21 protein-coding genes are annotated in these 23,705 nt (G+C 72.9%); 12 read left to right on the top strand and 9 right to left on the bottom strand.

Annotated features, from left to right (window positions below):
- Positions 1 to 146 precede the first annotated feature (146 nt).
- The 3 genes from ACIP5W_RS02255 (at position 147) to ACIP5W_RS02265 (ending at position 2,478) form a co-directional block, all read left to right on the top strand.
- The gene (locus ACIP5W_RS02255) at positions 147 to 788 is read left to right on the top strand and encodes a DUF6758 family protein (protein WP_401465377.1); all 642 of its coding nucleotides are present in this window, start codon (positions 147 to 149) and stop codon (positions 786 to 788) included.
- A 175-nt stretch (positions 789 to 963) separates the two neighbouring features.
- A complete protein-coding gene (locus tag ACIP5W_RS02260) occupies positions 964 to 1,821 on the top strand; it encodes a PHP domain-containing protein (RefSeq protein WP_401465380.1) in 858 nt (285 codons plus the stop codon).
- Positions 1,822 to 1,872: 51 nt separating this feature from the next.
- Positions 1,873 to 2,478: a MarC family protein gene (locus ACIP5W_RS02265; protein ID WP_401465383.1), complete on the top strand. Its 606-nt coding sequence runs from the start codon at positions 1,873 to 1,875 to the stop codon at positions 2,476 to 2,478.
- Positions 2,479 to 2,577: 99 nt separating this feature from the next.
- On the opposite strand, the gene ACIP5W_RS02270 is transcribed toward ACIP5W_RS02265, so the two are convergent.
- Positions 2,578 to 2,730, bottom strand: a complete 153-nt coding sequence (locus tag ACIP5W_RS02270; protein ID WP_007384531.1) for a hypothetical protein — start codon at positions 2,728 to 2,730, stop codon at positions 2,578 to 2,580.
- A 233-nt stretch (positions 2,731 to 2,963) separates the two neighbouring features.
- Between ACIP5W_RS02270 and ACIP5W_RS02275 the strand changes: the two genes are divergently transcribed.
- A complete protein-coding gene (locus tag ACIP5W_RS02275) occupies positions 2,964 to 3,869 on the top strand; it encodes an NYN domain-containing protein (RefSeq protein ID WP_401465670.1) in 906 nt (301 codons plus the stop codon).
- On the opposite strand, the gene ACIP5W_RS02280 is transcribed toward ACIP5W_RS02275, so the two are convergent.
- Both ACIP5W_RS02280 and ACIP5W_RS02285 read right to left on the bottom strand, forming a co-directional pair.
- Positions 3,817 to 4,767 (bottom strand): alpha/beta fold hydrolase, encoded by a 951-nt coding sequence (locus ACIP5W_RS02280; RefSeq protein ID WP_401465387.1) that lies wholly within the window; start codon positions 4,765 to 4,767, stop codon positions 3,817 to 3,819. The genes ACIP5W_RS02275 and ACIP5W_RS02280 overlap by 53 nt on opposite strands.
- Positions 4,768 to 4,908: 141 nt before the next feature.
- Positions 4,909 to 7,518 carry a DEAD/DEAH box helicase gene (locus ACIP5W_RS02285; RefSeq protein WP_401465390.1) on the bottom strand — a complete coding sequence of 870 codons (2,610 nt, stop codon included), beginning with the start codon at positions 7,516 to 7,518 and terminating at the stop codon, positions 4,909 to 4,911.
- Positions 7,519 to 8,024: 506 nt separating this feature from the next.
- Here ACIP5W_RS02285 and ACIP5W_RS02290 point away from each other — a divergent pair.
- Positions 8,025 to 8,753 (top strand): ferritin-like fold-containing protein, encoded by a 729-nt coding sequence (locus tag ACIP5W_RS02290; RefSeq protein WP_401465393.1) that lies wholly within the window; start codon positions 8,025 to 8,027, stop codon positions 8,751 to 8,753.
- A 132-nt stretch (positions 8,754 to 8,885) separates the two neighbouring features.
- Here ACIP5W_RS02290 and ACIP5W_RS02295 read toward each other — a convergent pair whose 3' ends face one another.
- The 4 genes from ACIP5W_RS02295 to ACIP5W_RS02310 form a co-directional block, all read right to left on the bottom strand.
- Positions 8,886 to 9,155: a hypothetical protein gene (locus tag ACIP5W_RS02295; RefSeq protein WP_401465396.1), complete on the bottom strand. Its 270-nt coding sequence runs from the start codon at positions 9,153 to 9,155 to the stop codon at positions 8,886 to 8,888.
- 286 nt (positions 9,156 to 9,441) lie between these two features.
- Positions 9,442 to 9,669: a DUF3107 domain-containing protein gene (locus ACIP5W_RS02300; protein WP_073493074.1), complete on the bottom strand. Its 228-nt coding sequence runs from the start codon at positions 9,667 to 9,669 to the stop codon at positions 9,442 to 9,444.
- A 145-nt stretch (positions 9,670 to 9,814) separates the two neighbouring features.
- Complete coding sequence (locus ACIP5W_RS02305) at positions 9,815 to 10,456, bottom strand: TetR/AcrR family transcriptional regulator (RefSeq protein WP_366062522.1); 642 nt, start codon at positions 10,454 to 10,456, stop codon at positions 9,815 to 9,817.
- 221 nt (positions 10,457 to 10,677) lie between these two features.
- Positions 10,678 to 10,899, bottom strand: a complete 222-nt coding sequence (locus ACIP5W_RS02310; RefSeq protein ID WP_401465401.1) for a hypothetical protein — start codon at positions 10,897 to 10,899, stop codon at positions 10,678 to 10,680.
- 198 nt (positions 10,900 to 11,097) lie between these two features.
- On the opposite strand from ACIP5W_RS02310, the gene ACIP5W_RS02315 reads away from it, so the two are divergent.
- The 7 genes from ACIP5W_RS02315 (at position 11,098) to moeZ (ending at position 20,378) form a co-directional block, all read left to right on the top strand.
- Positions 11,098 to 12,264: an alpha/beta fold hydrolase gene (locus ACIP5W_RS02315; RefSeq protein ID WP_401465404.1), complete on the top strand. Its 1,167-nt coding sequence runs from the start codon at positions 11,098 to 11,100 to the stop codon at positions 12,262 to 12,264.
- 7 nt (positions 12,265 to 12,271) lie between these two features.
- Positions 12,272 to 13,780, top strand: a complete 1,509-nt coding sequence (locus ACIP5W_RS02320) for a DUF3152 domain-containing protein (protein WP_401465409.1) — start codon at positions 12,272 to 12,274, stop codon at positions 13,778 to 13,780.
- A gap of 251 nt (positions 13,781 to 14,031) precedes the next feature.
- Positions 14,032 to 15,876: a DUF3492 domain-containing protein gene (locus tag ACIP5W_RS02325; RefSeq protein ID WP_401465673.1), complete on the top strand. Its 1,845-nt coding sequence runs from the start codon at positions 14,032 to 14,034 to the stop codon at positions 15,874 to 15,876.
- Positions 15,873 to 17,216, top strand: coding sequence for a hypothetical protein (locus ACIP5W_RS02330; RefSeq protein ID WP_401465411.1), 1,344 nt, complete (start codon positions 15,873 to 15,875; stop codon positions 17,214 to 17,216). The genes ACIP5W_RS02325 and ACIP5W_RS02330 overlap by 4 nt, the downstream gene beginning before the upstream one ends.
- A gap of 220 nt (positions 17,217 to 17,436) precedes the next feature.
- Entirely contained in the window at positions 17,437 to 18,399 is a 963-nt protein-coding gene (locus ACIP5W_RS02335; protein WP_401465414.1) for an NAD-dependent epimerase/dehydratase family protein, read from the top strand.
- Positions 18,387 to 19,136: a spherulation-specific family 4 protein gene (locus ACIP5W_RS02340; protein ID WP_401465417.1), complete on the top strand. Its 750-nt coding sequence runs from the start codon at positions 18,387 to 18,389 to the stop codon at positions 19,134 to 19,136. Before ACIP5W_RS02335 ends, ACIP5W_RS02340 begins: the two co-directional genes overlap by 13 nt.
- Positions 19,137 to 19,199: 63 nt before the next feature.
- Complete coding sequence (moeZ, locus tag ACIP5W_RS02345; RefSeq protein ID WP_382784331.1) at positions 19,200 to 20,378, top strand: adenylyltransferase/sulfurtransferase MoeZ; 1,179 nt, start codon at positions 19,200 to 19,202, stop codon at positions 20,376 to 20,378.
- Between the two features lie 65 nt (positions 20,379 to 20,443).
- Here moeZ and ACIP5W_RS02350 read toward each other — a convergent pair whose 3' ends face one another.
- Positions 20,444 to 22,006: an alpha/beta hydrolase gene (locus ACIP5W_RS02350; RefSeq protein ID WP_401465421.1), complete on the bottom strand. Its 1,563-nt coding sequence runs from the start codon at positions 22,004 to 22,006 to the stop codon at positions 20,444 to 20,446.
- Positions 22,007 to 22,135: 129 nt separating this feature from the next.
- A complete protein-coding gene (locus ACIP5W_RS02355; RefSeq protein WP_401465424.1) occupies positions 22,136 to 23,680 on the bottom strand; it encodes an alpha/beta hydrolase in 1,545 nt (514 codons plus the stop codon).
- Positions 23,681 to 23,705: the final 25 nt, after the last annotated feature.

Consider the following 23,705-nt stretch of genomic DNA (forward strand, 5'->3'; position numbering starts at 1 on the left):
CCGTGCAGATAGTTGGCTTTTGCACATACTAAGTTAGCGAAGCTAATGAATGCAAGTTACATCTATATGGGTCGCACGGGCCGGTTTCCGCCCGGACGGGTGATCGTCCTTGACGTGGACCGGATCGGGTAGGACCGTGGGGCTCTATGAGGGGCGAACCCAGTTGCCCGAAGTGTGGTGGCCGGGTCAGGGCTCCCGGCCTCTTCGCCGATTCCTGGCAGTGCGATGTGCACGGGGCCGTGCACCCGCTCCAACCCGTGATACCGCCCAGCGTCGAGGCCCTCGACGTCGTCGTGCACCGGACCCGGGTGCCGGTGTGGATGCCGTGGCCGCTGCCGGTCGGCTGGCTCTTCACGGGCGTGACCTACGCCGGTGACGACCGCAGCGGCGGCCGCGCCAGCGCCGTCGCCTGCACGGGCCCCGGCCCGCTCGGCGGCATGGGGGAGCTGATCCTCGTCGCGGAGGAGCTGGGCGTCGGACTCGGCGCGCGGTACGCCGGGATGGAGGGCCCCGACCCCGGCCCGTACCTGGACGTCGAGAAGCCGCCCCAGGCCAAGGTCCTGGCCGCCGGCCGTCCCACCCCGCTCTGGCTGGTCAACGGCGCCCCGGGCGACCGCGCGGTCTTCGCGGGCGAGGCGCTGGGGCTGTGGCTGTGGGCGGTCGTCTGGCCCGAGCAGTCGGGGCTGCTGATGTACGACGAGCTGGTGCTGACCGATCTGCGCGATGCCGGGGCCGAGGTCGAGCTGGTGCCGTGCGGTGCGCTCTCGCCGCGGCTGCTGAAGCCGTGACCGACGGGCCGGCGGGGGGCGTGCGGCGAGGAGTGCTCGCGGAGACGTGGCGGGCGTGCCCGCGGGGGACGCGCGTGTAGGGGGCACTCGACTGGTTCGGGTGTGACGGAGAAGTCCGGAAATCCGGTTATCCTTGAGCGTCCCCGTCCGCCCGTCACCGCTTGGAGTCCGCGTCGTGCGCATCGATCTGCACTGCCACTCCACCGCGTCCGACGGTACGGACACCCCGGCCGAGCTGGTGCGCAAAGCCGCCGCGGCCGGACTGGACGTCGTGGCGCTGACCGACCACGACAGCACCCGGGGCCACGCCGAGGCGATCGCCGCGCTGCCGCCGGGACTCACCCTCGTCACCGGGGCCGAGCTGTCCTGCCGTGTCGACGGCACCAGCATGCACATGCTGGCCTACCTCTTCGACCCCGACGAGCCCGCCCTGCTCGCCGAGCGCGAGCTGGTGCGCGACGACCGGGTGCCGCGGGCGCGCGGGATGGTCGCCAGGCTCAACGAGCTGGGCGTGCCCGTCACCTGGGAGCAGGTCGCGCGGATCGCCGGGGAGGGTTCCGTCGGGCGCCCGCACGTGGCCACCGCGCTCGTCGAACTCGGCGTCGTACCGACCGTGGGCGACGCGTTCACCCGGGAATGGCTGGCCGACGGCGGCCGGGCCTACGTCGAGAAGCACGAGACCGACCCCTTCGAGGCGATCCGGCTGGTCAAGGCGGCGGGCGGGGTCACGGTCTTCGCCCACCCGGGCGCGAGCAAGCGGGGCCGTACGGTGCCCGAGTCCGTGATCGCGGAGCTGGCCGCCGCCGGCCTCGACGGCATCGAGGTCGACCACATGGACCACGGTGACGACACCCGCGTACGACTGCGCGGGCTCGCCGCCGACCTGGGGCTCCTCGTGACCGGGTCGAGCGACTACCACGGCAGCCGCAAGACCTGCGTGCTCGGCGAGTACACCACGGACCCCGAGGTCTACGGGGAGATCACCCGGCGCGCGACCGGCGCGTTCCCGGTGCCGGGGACCGGCGGGGCCTGAGGCTCCCCCGACCCGCCACCCTCACCCTCTTTCCGCAAGGCTTCCGCACTGATGTTCGACGTTGCCGTCTTCGGCTCTCTCTTCCTCACCCTTTTCGTCATCATGGATCCCCCCGGGATCACCCCGATCTTCCTCGCGCTGACCGCCGGGCGCCCCGCCAAGGTGCAGAAACGGATGGCTTTCCAGGCCGTCTGCGTGGCCGGCGGCGTCATCGCCGTCTTCGGCCTCCTCGGCCACCAGATCCTGGACTACCTGCACGTGTCCGTGCCCGCGCTGATGATCGCCGGCGGACTGCTGCTCCTGCTGATCGCCCTCGACCTGCTGACCGGCAAGACCGACGAGCCCCAGCAGACCAAGGACGTCAATGTGGCCCTGGTCCCGCTCGGCATGCCGCTGCTGGCCGGGCCGGGTGCGATCGTCTCGGTCATCCTGGCTGTGCAGAAGGCCGACAGCGCCGCCGCGCAGGTGTCGGTGTGGACGGCGATCCTCGCCATCCACGCAGTGCTGTGGCTGGTGATGCGCTACTCGCTGCTGATCATCCGCGTCATCAAGGACGGCGGCGTGGTCCTGGTGACGCGCCTCGCGGGCATGATGCTCTCCGCCATCGCCGTACAGCAGATCATCAACGGCGTCACGCAGGTGATCCAGGGGGCCTGAACCCCTCCGGCGCGCGCGGAGGCCCCTCCGTCACGAGCAGAGCCCCCCACGGCATCGTGCCGTGGGGGGCTCTGAAGTCTGGGGTGAGGACCCTGGGGATTACGAGGCCGAGGTGTCGGCCGGACGGATCCACAGCCGCTGCCCTATGGCGGCGGCCTGCTGAACGATCCGGTTGACGGAGGCGGCGTCCACAACGGTGCTGTCCACGGGCGTGCCGTCGACGTCGTCGAGTCGCATGATTTCGAAGCGCACGGGCTTCTCCCTTCGTCTGGTCATCCTCCTGAGGAGAATTGCTGTACGTGAAGAGTCAACGCGGCGTGTGTTACGAACATTCCCTACGCTAAAGAAATTTTTCGAACGTCTAATTACTGATCGGTAAGGGAGCTGTCGCGGTCGACGGCCGCCCGACGGTCCGCCTCGGTCGGTCACCGGGCTGGTATGGACCGAACGGGACCGGTTGTGTTCGCAGCGTGACCGCCGGGACAATGGACGCGATGAACGACGACCTCACGGCCTTCGCCGCCCGCATCGACCGCACGAACGAGCTGCTGACCCGCATGCTCGCCGAGGTGGCGAAGACACCCTCGACCCATGCGATCTTCGTCGACGCCGGGTACCTCTACGCGGCGGCGGGCCGGCTGGTCGCCGGGACCGAGGACCGCCGGGCCTTCGACCTCGACGCGGAGGGCCTGATCGACGCCCTCATCGACCGCGCCCGCACGATCTTCGCCGACAGCCGGCTGCTGCGCGTCTACTGGTACGACGGCGCCCGCCGCCGCATCCACACGGCCGAGCAGCAGTCCATCGCCGAACTCCCCGACGTCAAGGTCCGGTTGGGCAACCTCAACGCCAACAACCAGCAGAAGGGCGTCGACTCCCTGATCCGCAGCGACCTGGAGTCCCTCGCCCGGCACCGCGCCATCAGCGACGCCGCGCTGCTGGGCGGCGACGAGGACCTGGTCTCCGCCGTGGAGGCCGCGCAGGGGTACGGCGCCCGCGTCCACCTCTGGGGCATCGAGGCCCCCGAGGGCCGCAACCAGGCGGAACCCCTGCTGTGGGAGGTCGACAGCCAGCGCACCCTCGACCTCGACTTCTTCAAGCCGTACGTCTCACGGCGCGCCGACCGGACCTACGAGCCGGCCGGCGCGGCCCGGCCCACCCGCGACGACGTCCGCTTCGTGGGTGCCCAGATCGCGGCGAAGTGGCTGGCGGCGCGAGGCCGGGAGTCCCTGGGGGAACTGCTGCCGGGCCACCCCTACCTGCCCGGCTCCGTCGACCAGGACCTCCTCGTGGAGGCGGAGGGCATGCTCCAGTACTCGCTGCGCGGCCAGTCGGACCTCAGGCGGGCGCTGCGGGACGGGTTCTGGGAGCACCTGCAGACGCAGTACTAGCCGTGTCGTTCCCGGCCGGCCGGTCCCCGTCGGGGCGGATCCTGTCCCAGAAGTCGGCCAGCGCGCGGGCCGTCGGCAGGGGTTGGTCCAGGTTGGGGGAGTGCTCGGCTCCCGTGACGACCGTCCGGTGCGCGCCCAGGTCCATCGCCATGTCGTCCAGGACGGTCACCGGCCAGGTGTCGTCGCGCGCCCCCGACAGCACGTGGAAGGGCAGGGGCACGGCGGCGAGTTCCGCGACGCGGTTCGGCTCGATGAGCAACTGTCTTCCGGTGGAAAGGAGTTGGGCGGGCTTGTGGTTCACCCAGCGCTGCCGCAGCAGCGGCAGTCCGCCGAACCCGCGGGCCGGGCCGCCGACTTCCTCCGGCGGGCCCATCGCCAGGATCGCCTCCCACACCTGCGGCATCGTCATCAGCGCGAGCGCGTCGTGCAGCAGCCGCACACGCTGCCGCTGCGCATCGGAGATCTGTGCCGGGCCCGACGCGACCAGCGTGAACGAGACGAAGGGGGAGTGGTCGAGCAGCACGGCCGCCCGGGCGATCTGGCCGCCCAGCGAGTGCCCGACCAGATGCACGGGGGCGCCGAGCGCGGCCGCCTGCGCGAGTACGTCCCGTGCCAACTCCTCCTGCGCGTAAGGCGCTTCGTCGAACGCGGGCCCGTCGCTCTCGTTCTGCCCGCGCCCGTCCACGGCGACCGTGCGGTACCCGCGCGCCGCGAGCGGCTCGTGCAGCAGGTGGAAGTCCTCCTTGCTGCCGGTGAACCCGGGCAGCAGCAGCGCGACGCCCCGCGGCACCACACCGTCGGCAACGGGCGAGTCGACGACGGCGAACTCGCCGCGCGCGGTGCGCAGCGGGTACGCGTGAGCGCCGGGAGGCGGGGTGAAGGCGGTCGGGACGGTCACACGCCGAGGTTACCGGGCCACGCCGACGGGGCCGCTGCGGAGGGGGCCGGTCAGCGGACGACGCCCGGTGCCGGGAACGCCGACGGCCCGGTCACTCCACCAGGGAGAGACCGGGCCGTCGGACGGTGCCCTTGCGGGCGGTCAGCTCTCCGCGGACTCCGCGGCGGCCGTCGCCTTGCGCGTACGCCGGGCCTTCGGCTTCGCCTCGTCGGCGGCTCCGGCTTCGGCCACCGTGGCGGCGGTCTTGCGGGTGCGGCGGGGCTTGGGCTCCGGCTCCTGCGCGGCCTGGGCCGGGATGTCGGCGACGGTGGCCGTCGTCTCCGGCTGGGCGCTCTTGCGGGTGCGGCGCGGCTTGGGCTCCGCGCCCTCGGCCGTGCCGGCCGCGGATTCCGCGGCCGGTGCCGCCGTCTTGCGCGTGCGGCGGGGCTTGGCCTCCGCGGTGTCGACGGCGGCCTCCGGTGCGGTGGCAGCCGTCTTGCGGGTGCGGCGCGGCTTGGCCTCCGCGCCCTCGGCCGTGTCCACCGCGGATTCCACGGCCGGTGCCGCCGTCTTGCGCGTACGGCGGGGCCTGGCCTCGACCGCGTCGGCGACGTCCGCCGCAACTTCCGTCGCCACCGCGGTCTTGCGGGTGCGGCGGGGCTTGGCCTCCGCGGTCTCGGCGGTGTCGACGGCGGCCTCGGCGGCCGGTGCCGTGGCGGCGGTCTTGCGGGTGCGGCGGGGCTTGGGCTCCGGCTCCTGCGCGGCCTGGGCCGGGATGTCGGCGACGGTGGCCGTCGTCTCCGGCTGGGCGCTCTTGCGGGTGCGGCGGGGCTTGGCCTCGGCGTCGTCGGCGGCCGGTGCGGCGGTGGCCGTCTTGCGCGTGCGGCGCGGCTTGGCCTCCGCGGTCTCGGCGGTGCCGACGGCGGTCTCGGCGGCCGGTGCCGCGGCGGCGGTCTTGCGGGTCCGGCGCGGCTTCGCCTCGGTGGCCACCGCGGCGCTTTCGGCGGTGTCGACCGCGGAATCCGCCGGGGCCGTCGCCTTGCGGGTGCGGCGGCGCGGCTTGGCCTCCGCCGCTTCCGCCGCCTCCGCCGTGCCGACGGCGGCTTCGGCCTCGGGGGCCGCGACCGGCGCCTGGGCGGGGATCTCCACCACGGTCTCGACCGCCGTCTCCGTCACGTCCGCCGGCGCGTCCGCGTTCCGGCGGGTGCGGCGGCGGCGCGGCTTGGCGGCCTCCGGGGCGTCGAGGGCCGGGCCCTCCGCGGACGTCACCGCCGCTTGCGCGGGTTCGGGGGCGTCGACGGGCGTCACCGGCACCGCCGTGGCGGTCTCCTGCGCCACCGCGCCACGCGTACGGCGCCGACGGCGCGGCGTGCGCGACGCGGTCGCCTCCTCCGCGACGGGTGCCTGCTCGGGCGCCGCGGTGACGGCGGGGGCCGATGTGTCGAGGGGCTCGCCGTTGCGCGTGCGGCGGCGACGGCGCGGCGTACGGGCGGGACGCTCGCGCTCGGCGGAGCGGGGCTCGCCACGACCGCCGCCACGGCGGTCGCCCCGGTCGTTGCGGCCGCGTCCACCACGGCCGCCCGGCTCGCCGAGGTCCTCCATCTCCTCCGCGTCGAGTCCGGCGCGGGTGCGCTCCGAACGCGGCAGGACACCCTTGGTGCCGGCGGGGATGTCGAGGTCCTCGAAGAAGTGCGGGGACGTGGAGTACGTCTCCGGCGGGTCCGGGAAGCCCAGGTCCAGCGCCTTGTTGATCAGCTGCCAGCGCGGGATGTCGTCCCAGTCGACGAGGGTGACGGCGATGCCCTTGGCGCCCGCGCGGCCGGTGCGGCCGATGCGGTGCAGGTACGTCTTCTCGTCCTCGGGGGACTGGTAGTTGATGACGTGGGTGACGCCCTCGACGTCGATGCCGCGGGCGGCGACGTCGGTGCAGACGAGGACGTCGACCTTGCCGTTGCGGAAGGCGCGCAGCGCCTGCTCGCGAGCGCCCTGGCCGAGGTCGCCGTGGACCGCGCCGGAGGCGAAACCCCGCTGCTTGAGCTGGTCGGCGAGGTCGGCGGCGGTGCGCTTGGTGCGGCAGAAGACCATGGCCAGACCACGGCCCTCGGCCTGGAGGATGCGCGCGACCATCTCGGGCTTGTCCATGTTGTGCGCGCGGTACACGTGCTGCCTGGTGTTCGCGACGGTCGCGCCCGCGTCGTCCGGCGACGTGGCGTTGATGTGCGTGGGCTGCGACATGTAGCGGCGGGCGAGGCCGATGACCGCGCCCGGCATGGTCGCCGAGAACAGCATGGTCTGACGCTTCGCCGGAAGCATGTTGATGATCTTCTCGACGTCGGGCAGGAAGCCCAGGTCGAGCATCTCGTCGGCCTCGTCGAGGACGAGCGAGCGGATGTGCTTCAGGTCGAGCTTCCGCTGGCCCGCGAGGTCCAGCAGCCGGCCCGGGGTGCCGACGACCACGTCGACGCCCTTCTGCAGGGCCTCGACCTGGGGCTCGTAGGCGCGACCGCCGTAGATGGCGAGGACGCGCACATTGCGCACCTTGCCCGCGGTGAGCAGGTCGTTGGTGACCTGCGTGCACAGCTCGCGGGTGGGGACGACGACGAGCGCCTGCGGGGCGTCGGTCAGGTCCTCGGGCCTGGCGCGTCCGGCCTCGACGTCGGCGGGGACGGTGACGCGCTCCAGCAGCGGAAGGCCGAAGCCGAGCGTCTTGCCGGTGCCGGTCTTTGCCTGTCCGATGACGTCCGTGCCCGTGAGGGCGACCGGGAGCGTCATTTCCTGGATGGGGAAGGCGGTGATGATGCCGACGGCCTCGAGGGCTTCGGCGGTCTCGGGAAGGATCCCGAGCTCTCGGAAGGTGGTAGTCAGGGTGCTGCCTCTTCTGTGTGCGCGGTGCGAGGCGAGCGCGGGGGTCGTGGCGGACCGTGCCGGGGACGTCGGCTGCCCTGTGGGCGAAGCCGGCAAGACACGGGACCTCTGCCGACGCTCTAGCGTTCGTACCGCTGAGGGGTCCCTCCGGTCGTCGTACGCAATGTGCCGTACGGCCAGGGAGGGCTGTCGGGTCGGAGCCGATCGGGCCACCGACCGGGCATCCTCATACGTGCGGCCCGTCGAATACTCGGCAGGCGCATTACCACCATACCCCGGATTCGCGCACATGCGATGGCCGATTCGGTCACGTTGTGGTTGTCACACCGTCGGACAGGGCCCTTCGCGTCGTCGTCGTCACACTGACTGACCAGGGACTTCCCTCCCGCGACGAGCGGGCTATTGTGCGCTCCATGACGAGCTCTGACAAGCCTGAGAACGCCGCCACCGGTATCGCCGCCCAGGACTGGGCGAAGGCCTCCACCGATCCGCAGTACCGGGCCGCGGTCGTGGACCTGCTCGGCGCGCTCGCGTACGGCGAGCTCGCGGCGTTCGAGCGGCTCGCCGAGGACGCCAAACTGGCGCCCACGCTGGAGGACAAGGCGGAACTGGCGAAGATGGCGTCGGCCGAGTTCCACCACTTCGAGCGGCTGCGCGACCGGCTCACGGAGGTCGGCGAGGAGCCGACGCGCGCGATGGAGCCGTTCGTCGCCGCGCTCGACGGCTTCCACAAGCAGACCGCCCCGTCGGACTGGCTGGAGGGCCTCGTCAAGGCCTACGTCGGCGACTCGATCGCCAGCGACTTCTACCGCGAGGTCGCGGCCCGTCTGGACACCGACACCCGCGCCCTGGTGCTGGCCGTGCTCGACGACACCGGTCACGCCGGCTTCGCCGTCGACCGGGTGCGCGCGGCGATCGACGCGGACCCGCGCGTGGGCGGGCGGCTCGCGCTGTGGGCGCGGCGGCTGATGGGCGAGGCCCTGTCGCAGTCGCAGCGGGTGGTGGCCGACCGCGACGCGCTGTCGACGATGCTCGTGGGCGGTGTCGCGGACGGGTTCGACCTCGCGGAGGTGGGGCGGATGTTCTCGCGGATCACCGAGGCGCACACGAAGCGGATGGCCGCGCTGGGCCTGGCCGCGTAGCGCTCCACGGGGGCCGGCAGCGCTCCGGGGAGGAGCCCGCGGGCCTTGTCCCCGGAGCTTAGGGCCGTGCGCGGTAGGTCACGAGGCTTCCCGCGCCCCTCGCCGGCTCGGTCCCCGCGGGGACCGGTGCGGCTACGCGGTGGCTGATCGGCGGCGGAGCCCGGCCGACGGGCGCAGGAGCAGCGAGAGGGAGGCGGTGGAGACCACCGCCGCGCCGAGGAGGGCGACGATCGCGGAGCCGGGGCCCAGCGCGCTGTGGGTGACGAAGTCGCCGAACAGGGCTCCGGCGACGCCCGTCGCCAGCACCAGGGTGCGGGCGGGGAGCCGGTGGGACAGGCGGTGGACCGCCGCCCACGCGAGTACGAGACCGAGCACAGCGGAGCCGAGCGCTTCCAAGATCATCCGGGGTCCCTCCAGGCGGCCGGGCCGTGCACCAAGGTCGTAGCCCGTCTTACCCGTGACCTGCGGAATGCAATCCTCCTGTGCGGCCGGGCCGTGCTCCGTCCGTGGCGGGTGCGGTGCAGGAGCCGATGCGCGTTCCGGTGTGGGCAGATCCGGCCGGTATGGATTGAATCCGGCCGGTGTAGACCGATCCGTCCGGTGTGGACCGATCCGCGTTCCGGCGTGGCGGGACGCGGAAGGGGCCCGGCAGCCGAACGGCCGCCGGGCCCCTTCCGTCGAGCGTGGCCTACAGCGCGCCGAAGCCCACCTTGCGCGGGGCCGGCTCGCCCAGCTCCACGTAGGCCAGGCGGTCGGCCGGAACCAGGACCTTGCGGCCGTGCTGGTCCGTGAGGCTGAGCAGCTGCGACTTCCCGGCCAGGGCGTCGGCCACCACGCGCTCGACCTCCTCGGGAGTCTGACCGCTCTCCAGAACGATCTCGCGGGGCGCGTGCTGCACGCCGATCTTGACCTCCACGGCTAAGTCCCTCCGACGATCACGAGGTGCGCGGGCGTCCGCGCCGTACGCTGCACACATTAGCCCGGTGAGGGGACGTGCACGGCGCGGCCGTCCACGCCAGGAGCGAACAGCGAACGGGAACAAACGGCCGGGGCGGTGTCGCTCAGTGCTGCTCGATGCCGTGCAGCGGGAATCCGGCGATGCCCCGCCAGGCCAGGGAGGCCAGCAACTGCACCGCCTGGTCGCGCGGGACGCTGCGGTCGCTGTGCAGCCAGGAACGAGCCACCACCTGCGCGAGACCGCCGAGGCCGGAGGCCAGCAGCATCGACTCCGCGCGCGAGAGGCCGGTGTCCTCGGCGATCACCTCGCAGATCGCCTCGGCGCACTCGTTGGTGACCTTGTCGACGCGCTCGCGCACGGCGGGCTCGTTCGTCAGGTCCGACTCGAAGACCAGGCGGAATGCGCCGCCGTCGTCCTCGACGTACGCGAAGTACGCGTCCATCGTCGCGCGGACGCGCTGCTTGTTGTCGGTCGTCGAGGCGAGCGCGCTGCGCACGGCCTGGATGAGCGACTCGCAGTGCTGGTCCAGCAGCGCCAGGTACAGGTCGAGTTTGCCCGGGAAGTGCTGGTAGAGCACCGGCTTGCTGACGCCGGCGCGTTCCGCGATGTCGTCCATCGCCGCCGCGTGGTAGCCCTGCGCGACGAAGACTTCCTGGGCGGCGCCCAGCAGTTGGTTCCGTCGGGCACGGCGCGGCAGGCGCGTGCCTCGCGGGCGCGCCGCCTCGGTCTGCTCGATGGCTGTCACGCCGCCTCCCAATGTCGTCCCTCTTGCGGTGTGCCGCCGCGCCGCCATCGTACTTTTCGGTAACCGTGGTGTGCGCGCTGCGAGCGCAGAATTTCACGGACCGGACGACGGCAAAAGCCGTAGGTAAGGTTTCGTAGCGGGGCGTAGCGGGCACAATCGCGCTCCGCTGCGGCCAGGCGCACGGCGGTCCTCGGCGTCTCCGGGGGTGGCCCCGGGCCTGCTCAGCGGTAGTCGTCCTCGTCCTGCGAGACGACACGCGCCTGTTCGATGAGGTCCGCCTCGTTGGCCCGGCTCGGATCCATCTCGTCCAGCGGGTCGTCGCTCTCCGGCGCGACATCGGCCTGCTGTTCGGCGGTGTCGTTCTCCGGTGCCTCGACGTCGATCTCCGCGGCGGCGTCCTCCTGGTCCGCGAACGTCTCCGGATCGGTGGGGTCGACGGCCATGACGGGCTCCCTTCCTACGAACGTCCCTGGAAATGCAGGGGTCACACGCGGGTGCCCTCTGTACGAGCCTAGGAGACACCCATTTCGGACGCTATGCGATGTGCCCAGGAATCGCGCCGCCATCTGCACGACGCGCGGTCGGCCTCCTGTGACGCCGAACACACGGGTCCGCGTGTGATCGTCTCGTAACATTGCGGCATGTCTTCGACAGAGCTGCCGTCCGTGCCGCCCACCAGCGTGCTGCCGAAGGCCGCGGCGGTCCGCGTCGCCGAGGGCGAGAGGCTGCGGTCGGTCCGCCTGTCCGGCATCACCCTGACGGTCCGCTCCAGGCCGGCCGCGCGCGCGGGGCTGCATCCCGCGCTGTACGTCCACGGCCTCGGCGGCTCCTCGCAGAACTGGTCCGCGCTGATGGCGCAGCTCGACGGTGTCGTCGAGAGCGAGGCCGTCGACCTGCCCGGCTTCGGGGACTCCCCGCCGCCGGACGACGGCGACTACTCCATCACGGCACACGCGCGTGCCGTGATCCGTCACCTCGACGCGTCCGGCCGCGGCCCCGTCCACCTCTTCGGCAACTCGCTGGGCGGCGCCGTGTCCACGCGTGTCGCGGCGGTCCGCCCCGACCTCGTCCGGACCCTGACTCTCGTCTCGCCCGCTCTCCCGGAGCTGCGCGTCCAGCGCACGGCGGTGCCCACCGGCCTGCTCGGCATGCCCGGCGTGGCCGCGCTGTTCACCCGGTTCACCCAGGAGTGGACGGCCGAGCAGCGGGTCCGCGGCGTCATGGCCCTGTGCTACGGCGATCCCGGGCGGGTCACCCCGGAGGCGTTCGGCCACGCCGTGGAGGAACTCGAGCGGCGGCTGCGGCTGCCGTACTTCTGGGACGCGATGACGCGCTCCGCCCGCGGGCTGGTCAGCGCCTACACGCTGGGCGGCCAGCACGGTCTGTGGCGCCAGGCCGAACGCGTCCTCGCTCCGGCTCTCCTCGTCTACGGCGGCCGCGACCGGCTCGTCGGCTTCCGCATGGCCCAGCGGGCGGCACGCACCTTCCGCGACTCCCGCCTGCTCACCCTGCCGAACGCGGGGCACGTGGCGATGATGGAGTATCCGGAGACGGTCGCCACGGCGTTCCGTGAACTGCTGGAGCAGACGGCGGATCCGGGACCGGTCACGCAGACGGGCGCCGGGAAGGCCACGGAGGCGCGGGCCGGGAAGGCCACGGGCTACGGGACGGCGCCGGATGCCGGTACCGGGGCAGGGGCAGGGACGGAGGCGGACACCGGGGCGGGGCCGGAGGCGGGCCCGGGAACCGGCCCGGGTTCCGGTGCGTTCACCGAACGGGCCGGCGGATCCGCGGGCACGGGGAGCTGAGGGGGCCGTGGGACGTCACAGCCGGCGCGGGCCCGCGCCCAGGAGCACAGCACAGCAGGACACCGGCGGCACTCCCCGGGAAGCCGCGCCGGGCGAGGCGGGGGACGCCAGTCCCCAGGACGCGGCCCCGTCCGCCGACGCGCCCACGGCGGGATCCGGGTTTCCCGACGGCACCCCGGCTCGCGGTGTGCCGAGGCTTCCCGACGGCACCCCCGCGCGGGGCGTGCCCGGGCCACCCGACGGCACCCCCGCCCGCGGTCTGCCCTTCCCGGGTGGCCGCCGCGCCCCCGGCGGCACTCCCGCCCACGGCACCCCGCAGGTCCGCGGCGGACACCCCGAGCAGCGGGAGGCCGGGGGCGCCTGGGGCGATTTGCGGGGCCGTACGGCGAGCGGATCCGGCCCGCTGATCCCTCGCCAGCGGCCCGAGCCCGCCGCCGCGTCCCGGCAACGGGCGTCCGACACGGCGGCGGGTCCGCGCCAGGACTACCTCGACGCCTTCACCGAGGACGACAACGTCTTCGAGCGTCGCGCGCCCGTGGCGGCCGCCACGGCCACGGCGCTCGCCACGGACACCTGTGTCACCCCGCGTCCCACCGACGCCTACGTCTCCGTCACCGACCGGGACCGAAGCCCCCGTCCGGCTCCCACGGGCGGCGGGGCCGGCGGGGCCGGTGGTGAGCCGCCCACCGGTGAGCCGGCGGCCAGGGGCGGCAAGGGCCGGGCCTTCACCGGCATCGCGGCCGCCGCCGTCACCACCGTGCTGGCCGTCGTGGTCGCCGGCCAGGTCACCGACGCGCGCGACGAGGACTCCGTCCAGTCGCACACCGCGACCGACAAGGCAGCCCGTGACGCCCGCGACTCCGCCGCGCGCGGCGCCGAGCGGCCGAGCCCGTCGGCGTCACCCAGCGTGGTGCCGCTGACGTACGACCAGATGATGAGCGCGCGGTACCGCTTCGGGGCCACGATCGTGGGGTCGGGGAAGTTCGACGCCGTGCCCGGGATCGACAAGGCGCCCGGCAAGGGCCAGAAGTACACCTACCGCGTGGATGTCGAGCAGGGGCTCGGGCTCGACGCCGAACTGTTCGCGCAGGCCGTGCAGAAGACGCTCAACGACGACCGCAGCTGGGCCCACGGCGGCGCGCGGACCTTCGAGCGGATCCACTCGGGGGAGCCGGACTTCGTCATCACGCTCGCCAGCCCCGGCACCACCGCCGACTGGTGCGCGAAGTCCGGCCTGGACACCACCGAGGACAACGTCTCCTGCGACTCGGCCGCCACCGAACGCGTGATGATCAACGCATACCGGTGGGCACAGGGGTCCGCGACCTACGGCGACGAGATGTACGCCTACCGCCAGATGCTGATCAACCACGAGGTGGGCCACCGGCTCGGCTACGGCCATGTCACCTGCGACAAGGACGGGGACCTCGCCCCGGTCATGCAGCAGCAGACGAAGTTCCTGGAGTACGACGGCATCCGCTGCCTGCCCAACCCCTGGCCCTACCCGAACAACTGACGAACCGCGGGGCGCCGGCCGCGGGGGCGTCCGGCAGTACCTCTACGCACCCCCGGTGCGTGACGTTTCGCGCTCGCTTGATCTCTTAGCGCGACGGAACGCCGCCCGCACGGGAAAGTTACGACCGTTCACCCCTTTTGGTGGCGCGATGGACAACCGTCCGTCGCGCCACCGCCTTGTCCGCATACGTTCGTCCCGCTGCGAGCCGCCGGGTCAACGGCGGCTCCCCAAACGGGAGATCGGGGGTGCGCGTGCGTATCGGACTGCTTACGGAGGGTGGCTATCCGTATGTGAGCGGTGATGCGGGGCTCTGGTGCGACCGGCTCGTGCGCGGGCTCGGGCAGCACGAGTTCGACGTCTACGCGCTCAGCCGCACCGAGCGCCAGGAGACCGCGGGCCAGGTCGCACTGCCGTCGCAGGTCAACCGCGTGCGCACCGCGCCGCTGTGGACCGCCGAGGACGACGGGGTGGTGCACGGACGGCGTGTGCGCCGGCGTTTCACCGAGTACTACGGCGCGTTGGTGTCCGTCCTGTGCGAGGGAGCGCCCGCCGACGCGGGGACGGACCGTTCCGCACCCCAGGCGGACCGTTTCGGCAACGCGCTGTACGGGCTCGCGGAACTCGCCCGTGACGAGGGCGGCCTGGTGGGTGCGCTCCGCTCGGAACATGCCGTACGCGCCCTGGAGCGCGCCTGTCGTGCGCCCGGCGCGCTCGGCACGGCGCGTGAGGCGCGTGTTCCCGACCTCCTCGCCGTCGCCGCGCACCTCGAACGGGCCCTGCGCCCCCTCTCGCTCGACTGGTACGAGGACGACGGCAACGACGGGCTCGGCTCGGTCGATCTCTGCCACGCGGCTTCCGGGGGCGCGGCGGCACTTCCGGGCCTGCTCGCCCGTCACTTCTTCGGCGTGCCGCTGCTGGTGACGGAGTACGGGGTCCGCTTGCGGACGCACTATCTGGGTGCGGGTGCGGGTGCGGGTGCGGGTGCGGGTGCGGGCAGTGGCGTCGCGCCCGGCGCCGACCCGGCTTCGGCCGCCGCTCCGACGCCGCACGCCCCGGCCGTACGGTCCCTGCTCACGGCCTTCCACGGGCGGCTCGCCGCCGAGGTGTACCGGCAGGCGGCGTGCGTCACGCCCGGCAACGCGCACGCCCGCCGCTGGCAGGAGCGCTGCGGTGCCGACCGGGCCAAGCTCCGCACGGTCCCCCCGGGCATGGACGCCTCCCGCTTCGCCGCGGTCGGCGAATCCCCGGACGCCGCCGACCCGCGCACGCTGGTCTGGGTCGGCAGGGTGGAACCGGCCAAGGACCTGGTGTCCCTGCTGCACGCCTTCGCCGAGATCCGCCGGGAGGAGCCCGGGACCCGGCTGCGGATCTTCGGCAGCGCGGCCGGAACGGAGGGCGAGGCCTACCTCGGTCACTGCCGGATGCTCGCCGCGCAGCTCTTCCCCGACGAAGCCGCCGGGCCGCACGCCGTCGGCGACAACCCGGTGTCCTTCGAGGAGACCGGCGGACCGGAGGTCCCCGGACTCGCCGAGGCGTACGCGGCCGGTGCCGTCGTGATCCTGTCCAGCGTCGTCGAGGGGTTCCCGGTCGGCCTCGTCGAGGCGATGTTCTGCGGGCGCGCCACCGTGTCCACGGACGTCGGCGCGGTGGTCGAGGTCATCGGGGGCACCGGACTCGTCGTCCCGCCGCGCAACCCGAGGGCGCTCGCGGAGGCGTGCGTGGCCCTGCTGCGCGACCCCGCGCGCCGCGCACGCCTGGGTGCGGCCGCCCGCGCCCGTGCCCTCGAGCTGTTCACCGTCGAGCAGAACATCGCGGCGTTTCACGACATCTACCTGGAGATCGTCTCCCGGAGCCCGGTCCGCCGGGTCGTCCTCGACGCGGCCGGGGAACCCCGGCCCTTCGCGGTCCCGGCCGAGGCCTGGCTGCCCGGCCGGTGGACCGGCCTCGGCGGACGGGCCGCTCCCCGGAACCCGCCCGGCCGGGCGGCGGGACCGCCGCTGCCGGGTACGGCGGTGGCACGCGGTTCCGCCACACCGCACGGCCTGTCCGCACCCCGCGCCACCACTCCCGTCGCCGCGACGGAGGGGGCCCGATGAGCGGCCTGGGCGAACTCGACCGCCCCGCGACACCGGCACCCGCCGGTGCCTGGGACGAACGGTCCGAGGAGTGGCTCGTGAACGAGGACACGCCTGCGGGCGCCGACGGGCCGTCCGACCCCGGTGGGCCGGGGGCGACCACCCCGGCCGGGCGTCCCGCGTCGGCCACCGTGGCACACCCGGGTCCGCAGACAGCCCCCGTCGCCCCTCGGCGAGGCGGCGCCGTGGACCCGGTGAAAGCGCTGATGCACCGCCACCGCGACCTGTGCGAACGGGCGGTCGATCCGCTGGAGATCGCGGCGGGACTGGAGGCCCACGGCGTCACCGACCGCACCGCCGCGAGGTTCCGGCACCGGGACGTCTTCTCCCTCGCGGAGGAGATGTACGCCCGCGTCGCCAGGGACGCCGACACGCCTTCGCACCCGAGCCCGGAGCCCGCGCCGGCGCCACGCGTCCGCCTGGACTGGGCGCTGCTCACCCTCCTGCCCGGCGCCCTGGGCACCGCCACGGTCGTCGGCCTTCGTCTCACCCACGGTCGGACCCGCCTCCTCGTGGTCACCGCGGGCGTCCTGGCGGTGGCTCTCGCCGTGCGGGCCGCTCTTCGCCGGGGCCCCTTGAGCCGCAGCGGCGGCCGGGGCTCGTCGATCCCGAACGGAGGCCCGCACGCCGGCCGGCACCGCACCGGCGGCTGGACCGGATGGCTCCTCGCCTACGCCGCCCTCGGCGACGGCCTGCTGCGCGCCGCGGCCGACGGCGGCCCCGACGGCCTGCCCACCGGAACGGCCGACGGGCCCTGGCCGCTCGCCACGGCTCCACTCCTTACCCTCGCGCTGGCCTGCGTGCCCGCCGCGTGGTGCGCGCACCTTCTCGCCGTACGCGTCCGGCACAGGCTCGGCAGCAGCCGAGGTCTCGACGAGTTCACCGCCTCCGTACGGCCGCTTCTGCTCGGTGCCTTCGCCCTGTTCCTGTGCGCCCTCGCGGTCCTCACCGGCGTCTGCGCGGCCACCCTCGGCGAACCGGCCGCCTATGCGGGCACGCTCACCCTGGGCGCGCTGCTCCTTCTCTCCCGCCTCCTCACCGTCCACGGTTTCACCCACACCCCGATGGCCGTCCTCAGGGCCGCCGGGGTGGCCGAGGCGATCGCGTTGGCCCTGCTCTTCGCAGGCCGGCTGCCCGGCTGCGGCTTCCTGGCCGTCCCCGTCGACACCCTCATGGCCGCCCGGGGCCCCGCCGCGGTCCCCGCCCTCGCCTGCGGGGCGGCCGCCCTCATCCTGCTGATCCACGCGACCCGCACCCTCACCAGGGCCTCGGCCCACGCGCCATCGGGACAGCCGTGCTGACCCGGAGCCGCCCGCCCGCCCCCGACCACCGCGCGCCGCGCCACCCCCACCGTGCACGGACCGCACGACGCACGCGCTCCTCCACCCATGCAATCCCCTTAAGGAGAGACCAGATGACCACCTCCCGATCCGGAGCGACCGGAGCCACCGGGACACCCGCGGTCGCAGGAGCCCGCGCGGTCACCGGAGCAGCCGCGACGCACACCCCGGGAGCCGCGCGATGAGGGTCCTGCTGACCGGAGCCAACGGTTACGTCGGCCGCTTCGTCGCCGACCGTCTGCTCGCCGACCCGGCCGTCCAGCTCACCGCGCTCGGCCGCGGCGACGACGCCGACGTCCGCTTCGACCTCGCGAGCGGCAGTCCCGGCGCCCTCACCCGCTTCCTCGACGCGGTCCACCCCCAGGTCGTCGTCAACTGCGCCGGAGCCACCCGCGGCGGAGCCCGGGAACTCACCCGGCACAACACCGTCGCCGTCGCCACCGTCTGCGAGGCGCTGCGCCGCAGCGGCTGCGGCGCCCGTCTCGTCCACATCGGCTGCGGCGCCGAATACGGCCCCAGCCAGCCCGGGTCCTCGACCGCCGAGGACGCCGTGCCGCGCCCCGGCGGCCCGTACGGCGTCAGCAAGCTCGCCGCCACCGAGCTCGTCCTGGGCTCCGGTCTGGACGCGGTCGTGCTGCGGGTGTTCTCCCCGGCCGGGCCCGGCACCCCCGCCGGCTCCCCGCTGGGCCGGCTCGCCGAGGCGATGCGCCGCGCCATGCAGTCCGGCGACGGCGAGCTGAAACTCGGCGGACTCGGCGCCCAGCGCGACTTCATCGACGTCCGTGACGTCGCCCGCGCCGTGCACGCCGCCGCGCTGTCCGCCGCGCAGGGTGTGATCAACATCGGCTCCGGCCGCGCCGTCCGCCTCCGGGACGCCGCCGCCGTCCTCGCCCGTGTGGCCGGATACGGCGGCACCCTCCACGAACTCGACGGCCCGCCCGGCGGCCACCTCCGGCCGGCCATCGGCCACCCACGTCCCGACTCCGACCACGCGGCTCCGGTCGCGTACCCGTACCCCGACGGGTGCGGCAGCTGGCAGCAGGCCGATGTCCGCACCGCCCGTGACCGGCTGGGCTGGCGGCCGCGGATCAACCTCGAGGAGTCCCTCGCCGACATCTGGATGGAGGCGGCATGCCGTATCTGACCGGCACCCGGGCGGGCACCGCGAGCACCGGCGTCCGCACCGGTTTCGGTGTCCCCGGCTTCGCGCACCCCCTTGTCGCGCCGACCGAGTGGGGCGAACTCGCCCGTCCCGGCAGGCGCCTGCACTGGGTCGTCCTCAACGTCGCCGACGGACCCGGTGCCCGCCCCGACCCGCACTGCCTGGAGGCCGCGGGCCGTCTCCGCAACGCGGGCGTCCGCGTCCTCGGCCACCTCGACGCCGTCCACGGCGCCCGCGCTCTCGCCGAGGTGATCTCCGACGCCCACCGCTACCTCGACTGGTACCAGGTCGACGGCTTCCTCGTGGACCGCTGCCCGACCGAACGCGCCGAGCTCCCGGAGATCCGACGCGCCGTCGGCACCTTGCGCTCGCTCCGTGACGAGCCTCACATCGTCCTCGGTCACGGCATCCATCCGCATCCCGGATACGCGGAGAACGCCGATCAGCTCGTCACCTTCTCCGGGCCCTGGAGCGACTACCGCTGGTCGCAGGCGGCCGAGTGGACCGCCGACTACCCGCCCGAGCGGTTCTGCCACTTCGTGCACGGCGTGCCCCGCGGTCACCTCGACGAGGCGCTGAGGATCGCCCGCTGGCAGGGAGCGGCCACGATCTGGGTCACCGACCGTCACGACCACGACGGCGTGTTCGACCCGTGGGAGGCCATGCCCGGCTACTGGGACGAAATCGTCTCGCGGATCGGAACAGGTGTCTCGGAATGAAGAAGGCCATGGCAGTGTTACGGAGAGAACAACCGTAGTGATTGACCGACCAACGGAGTCCCCGTGTCGCTGCCACCCCTGGTCGAGCCGGCTGCCGAGCTCACCGTAGACGAGGTCCGCAGGTACTCCCGCCACCTGATCATCCCCGACGTCGGGATGGACGGGCAGAAGCGGCTGAAGAACGCCAAGGTGCTGTGTGTCGGCGCCGGCGGCCTGGGCTCGCCGGCGCTGATGTACCTGGCCGCGGCGGGCGTGGGCACGCTCGGCATCGTGGAGTTCGACGAGGTCGACGAGTCGAACCTCCAGCGCCAGATCATCCACAGCCAGGCCGACATCGGCCGCTCCAAGGCCGAGTCCGCGCGCGACTCCGTCCTGGGCATCAACCCGTACGTGAACGTGGTCCTGCACGAGGAGCGGCTCGAGGCCGACAACGTGATGGACATCTTCAGCCAGTACGACCTGATCGTGGACGGCACGGACAACTTCGCCACCCGCTACCTGGTCAACGACGCCGCCGTGCTGCTGAACAAGCCGTACGTGTGGGGCTCGATCTACCGCTTCGACGGTCAGGCGTCCGTCTTCTGGTCGGAGCACGGTCCCTGCTACCGCTGCCTCTACCCGGAGCCCCCGCCCCCCGGCATGGTCCCCTCCTGCGCCGAGGGCGGCGTGCTGGGCGTGCTCTGCGCGTCCATCGGTTCCATCCAGGTCACCGAGGCGATCAAGCTCCTCACCGGCACCGGTGAGCCGCTGGTCGGCCGTCTGATGATCTACGACGCCCTGGAGATGCAGTACCGGCAGGTCAAGGTCCGCAAGGACCCCGACTGCGCGGTCTGCGGCGAGAACCCGACCGTCACGGAGCTCATCGACTACGAGGCCTTCTGCGGCGTCGTGTCGGAGGAGGCCCAGCAGGCGGCCGCCGGCGCGACGATCACGCCCAAGCAGCTCAAGGAGTGGATCGACGACGGCGAGAGCATCGAGATCATCGACGTCCGCGAGCCGAACGAGTTCGAGATCGTCTCCATCCCGGGCGCCAAGCTGATCCCGAAGAACGAGTTCCTGCTCGGCACCGCCCTCGAGGGCCTGCCCCAGGACCGGAAGATCGTCTTGCACTGCAAGACGGGTGTCCGCAGTGCGGAAGTCCTCGCGGTGCTGAAGTCCGCGGGCTTCGCGGACGCCGTCCATGTCGGCGGCGGTGTGATCGGCTGGGTCAACCAGATCGAGCCGAGCAAGCCGGTCTACTGAGCCGACCTGCCTGCCTGAGCGGCGGGGGCCGCGCGCACCACGGGTGCCCGCGGCCCCCGCCGTCTTCATGAGCAGACCTTGCCGTCCTTCGGCACGGTGCCGTCGAGCAGGTAGTCGTCCACCGTCGAGTCGACGCAGTCGCTCCCGCTGCCGTACGCCCCGTGGCCCTCGCCCTTCCAGGTGAGCAGCACACCGACACCCTCGCCCAGCTCGTCCGCCATCCGCTGTGCGCCCTCGTAGGGCGTCGCCGGGTCGCCGGTGTTGCCGACCAGCAGGATGGGCGCAGCCCCGGCCGCGCTCACCTCCGGGCTGTCGAACTGTCCGGCCACCGGCCAGTCGTGGCACCAGCCGGCCGTGTCCCAGCCGAGGAACGTGCCGAACACGGGTGAGATCCTCTCGAACTCCGGCAGCAGCTTCTTCGTCTCCTCCACCGTCGGCCGCTGCTTGTCGTCCAAGCACGATATGACCCGCTGCGAGTGGGTCGTCGTGCCGTAGTTCCCCTCGCCGTCCCGCTCGTTGTAGGCGTCGGCCAGGGTGAGCAGTTCGGAGCCGTCGCCTTCCTGCGCCGACTCCAGGGCACTGGTCAGGGTCGGCCATCCCTCCTTGCTGTAGAGCGGCAGGACGATGCCGGTGACCGCGAGCGTCTGGGTCAGCTTCCGTCCGGAGGACGTCGGCAGCGGGTCGGTGTCGATCCGCTTCAGCAGGTCGGCGATCTTACGGCTGCCCCGTGCGGGGTTCTGTCCGGTCGACTTCAGGTAGTTGTCGAGCGCCAGCTGGAAGCCCTTCGCCTGGTTCTTCGCGTGCCCCACGGCATCGGCGCCGGGGTCGACGACCGCGTCGAGGATCACCCGCCCCACGTTCTTCGGGAACAGGTGGGCGTAGACCCCGCCGAGTTCGGTGCCGTAGGAGATGCCGAAGTAGTGCAGCTTGTCGTCGCCGAGGACCTGCCGCATCAGATCCATGTCCCGCGCGGTGTCGGTGGTCGAGACGTGCGCCATCAGCGCTCCGGCGTCCTTCTGGCAGCCCTTGCCGAAGTCGACGGCGTCGCGGAGGTAGGCCTTCTCCTCGGCCGTGGTGTCCGGTGTGGAGTCGACCGACTCGGCGGCCTGGATCTTGCTGTCGCTGCGGCAGCGCACCCCCTCGCTGGCGCCCACCCCGCGCGGATCCCAGCTCACCAGGTCGTAGCGCTCGCGCAGGGAGGAGACCGTGGAGCCGTACGCCGGCATCGTCGACACCCCGGAGCCGCCCGGGCCGCCGAAGTTGAACAACAGGGAGCCGGTGCGCTTGCTGTCGGAGCCGCGGGAACGGGCACGGATCAGCGCGAGATCGATCGTCTCCCCGTCCGGCTTCGACCAGTCCAGCGGCACCTTCAGCTTCGCGCACCGCCACTCGCCGCCCGGCGCCGCGGAGTCCGCGGTGGCCCTGCAGCGGCCCCAGTCGAGCTTCTGCCCGATCAGCGAGGCGGGCAGGGGTGCCGCCGTCGCGTCCGCGGTACCGGAGGAGGCCGACGGGCGCGCATCGGCCGTGCCTCCCCTGCCGTCGTCCCCGTCGTCCGACGAGCCGCCGCAACCCGTCATCAGCAGTGCGGCGGCGGCTCCCAACGCCGTCCACCGTACGAATCGCGCCATGTGTGTTCCCCCTCGCGGAACCGTCCGCACCGGCGGCGGACGGCTGTCAGGCCATGGTAGGCGGATCGCCGCGCACCCGTCGGAGCCTGTGGATAACCGTTTGACCTGGATGTTTATTGGGTTCGAGGGTCAGGAGCAGACCGTCCCGGCGGCCGGTGCCCTCCCGTCCAGCAGGTAGCCGTCCACCGCCGCCCGCACACACGTGTTCTTGCTGTCGTACGCGCCGTGACCCTGCCCCTTGTACGTCAGCTCCACCCCGACGCCCTTGCCGAGGGCGTCAGCCATCCTGCGTGCGCCCTCGTACGGGGTGGCCGGGTCGCCCGTGTTGCCCACGACGAGGATCGGCGCCGAGCCGGCCGCGCTCACGTCGGGATGGTCGGCGGAGCCCGGCACGGCCCAGTCGGTGCAGCCGACCATGCCCCAGGCCAGGAAGTCCCCGAACACGGGGGAGGCCGCCCGGAACTCCGGAAGCCTGCGCTCCACCTGGGCGACGGAGTAGCGCGGCTTGTCGTCGGCGCAGTTCACAGAGACGTTGGCGGCGATGATGTTGCTGTACTCGCCGTTCTCGTTGCGGCCGTTCATGGAGTCGGACAGCAGCATGAGGATCCTGCCGTCGCCGTCGTAGGCCTGGTCCAGGCCCTCGGTGAGGTACTCCCAGAAGTCCTTCGAGTACAGCGACTGCGCGATGCCGCTGGTCGCGGCGGTCTGTGTCAGTTCGCGCGGGAAGACGCCGGGGATCGGCTTGCCGTCCAAGGTCTTCAACAGGGTCACGATCCGGTCCTTGACGTCCTGCGGGGTGTCCCCGACGGGGCAGTCCTCCGTCTTCGACGTGCAGTCCTCGGCGTAGTTGTCGAGCGCGAGCTGGAAACCCCTGGCCTGCCCGAGCGCGCTCTGCTCGGGTGTTTGCGTCGGGTCGACGACCGCGTCGAAGACGGCACGGCCCACGTTCTTCGGGAACAGGTGGGCGTAGACGCCGCCGAGTTCGGTGCCGTAGGAGATGCCGAAGTAGTGCAGCTTGTCGTCACCGAGGACCTGGCGCATGAGGTCCATGTCGCGGGCCGCGTCGGTGGTGCGCACGTGCGGCAGCATCTTCTTCGACTTCTTCTCACAGGCCGCGTTGAACTTCTTGGTGTTGTCCAGGAGCGTGCCGCGCTCGGCGGCGTCGTCGGGAGTCATGTCCTGCTGGAGGTAGGCGTCGAGCTGCTGGTCGTTCTCGCAGCGCACGCCCGCGCTGCGGCCGACCCCGCGCGGGTCGAAGCTCACCAGGTCGTAGCGGGTGCGCAGGGTCGCGTAGTCCTCGCCGAACGCGGGCAGGGTGGTGACCCCGGAGCCGCCGGGCCCGCCGAAGTTGAACAGCAGGGAGCCGATCCGCCGGTTCCCTGCACCGCTCGCCCGCGCCCTGATCAGTGCGATGCCGATCGTGTCGCCCCCGGGATCGCTCCAGTCCAGGGGCGCCCGCATGGTCGCGCACTCCCACTCGTCACCGTCCGGCAGCGGTGACGGTGCGTTGCCGCCGCCTTCGGACGGGGACGGTGCGGGGCAGTCCTTCCAGCTCAGCTTCTGCGCCGTCAGATCCTCGTCCCGGGAGTCCTCGCCGCACCCCGCCACCAGGGAGGACAACAGGACGGCGGTGGCGGTGAGTACGGCGGCACGCGAGCGGGAGGGGTTCGGCATGATCCCATCCTGGGCTCGTGCCCGC

It is taken from the genome of Streptomyces sp. NPDC088766 (genome assembly GCF_044750845.1).
In the GTDB taxonomy this organism is placed as follows: Bacteria; Actinomycetota; Actinomycetes; order Streptomycetales; family Streptomycetaceae; genus Streptomyces.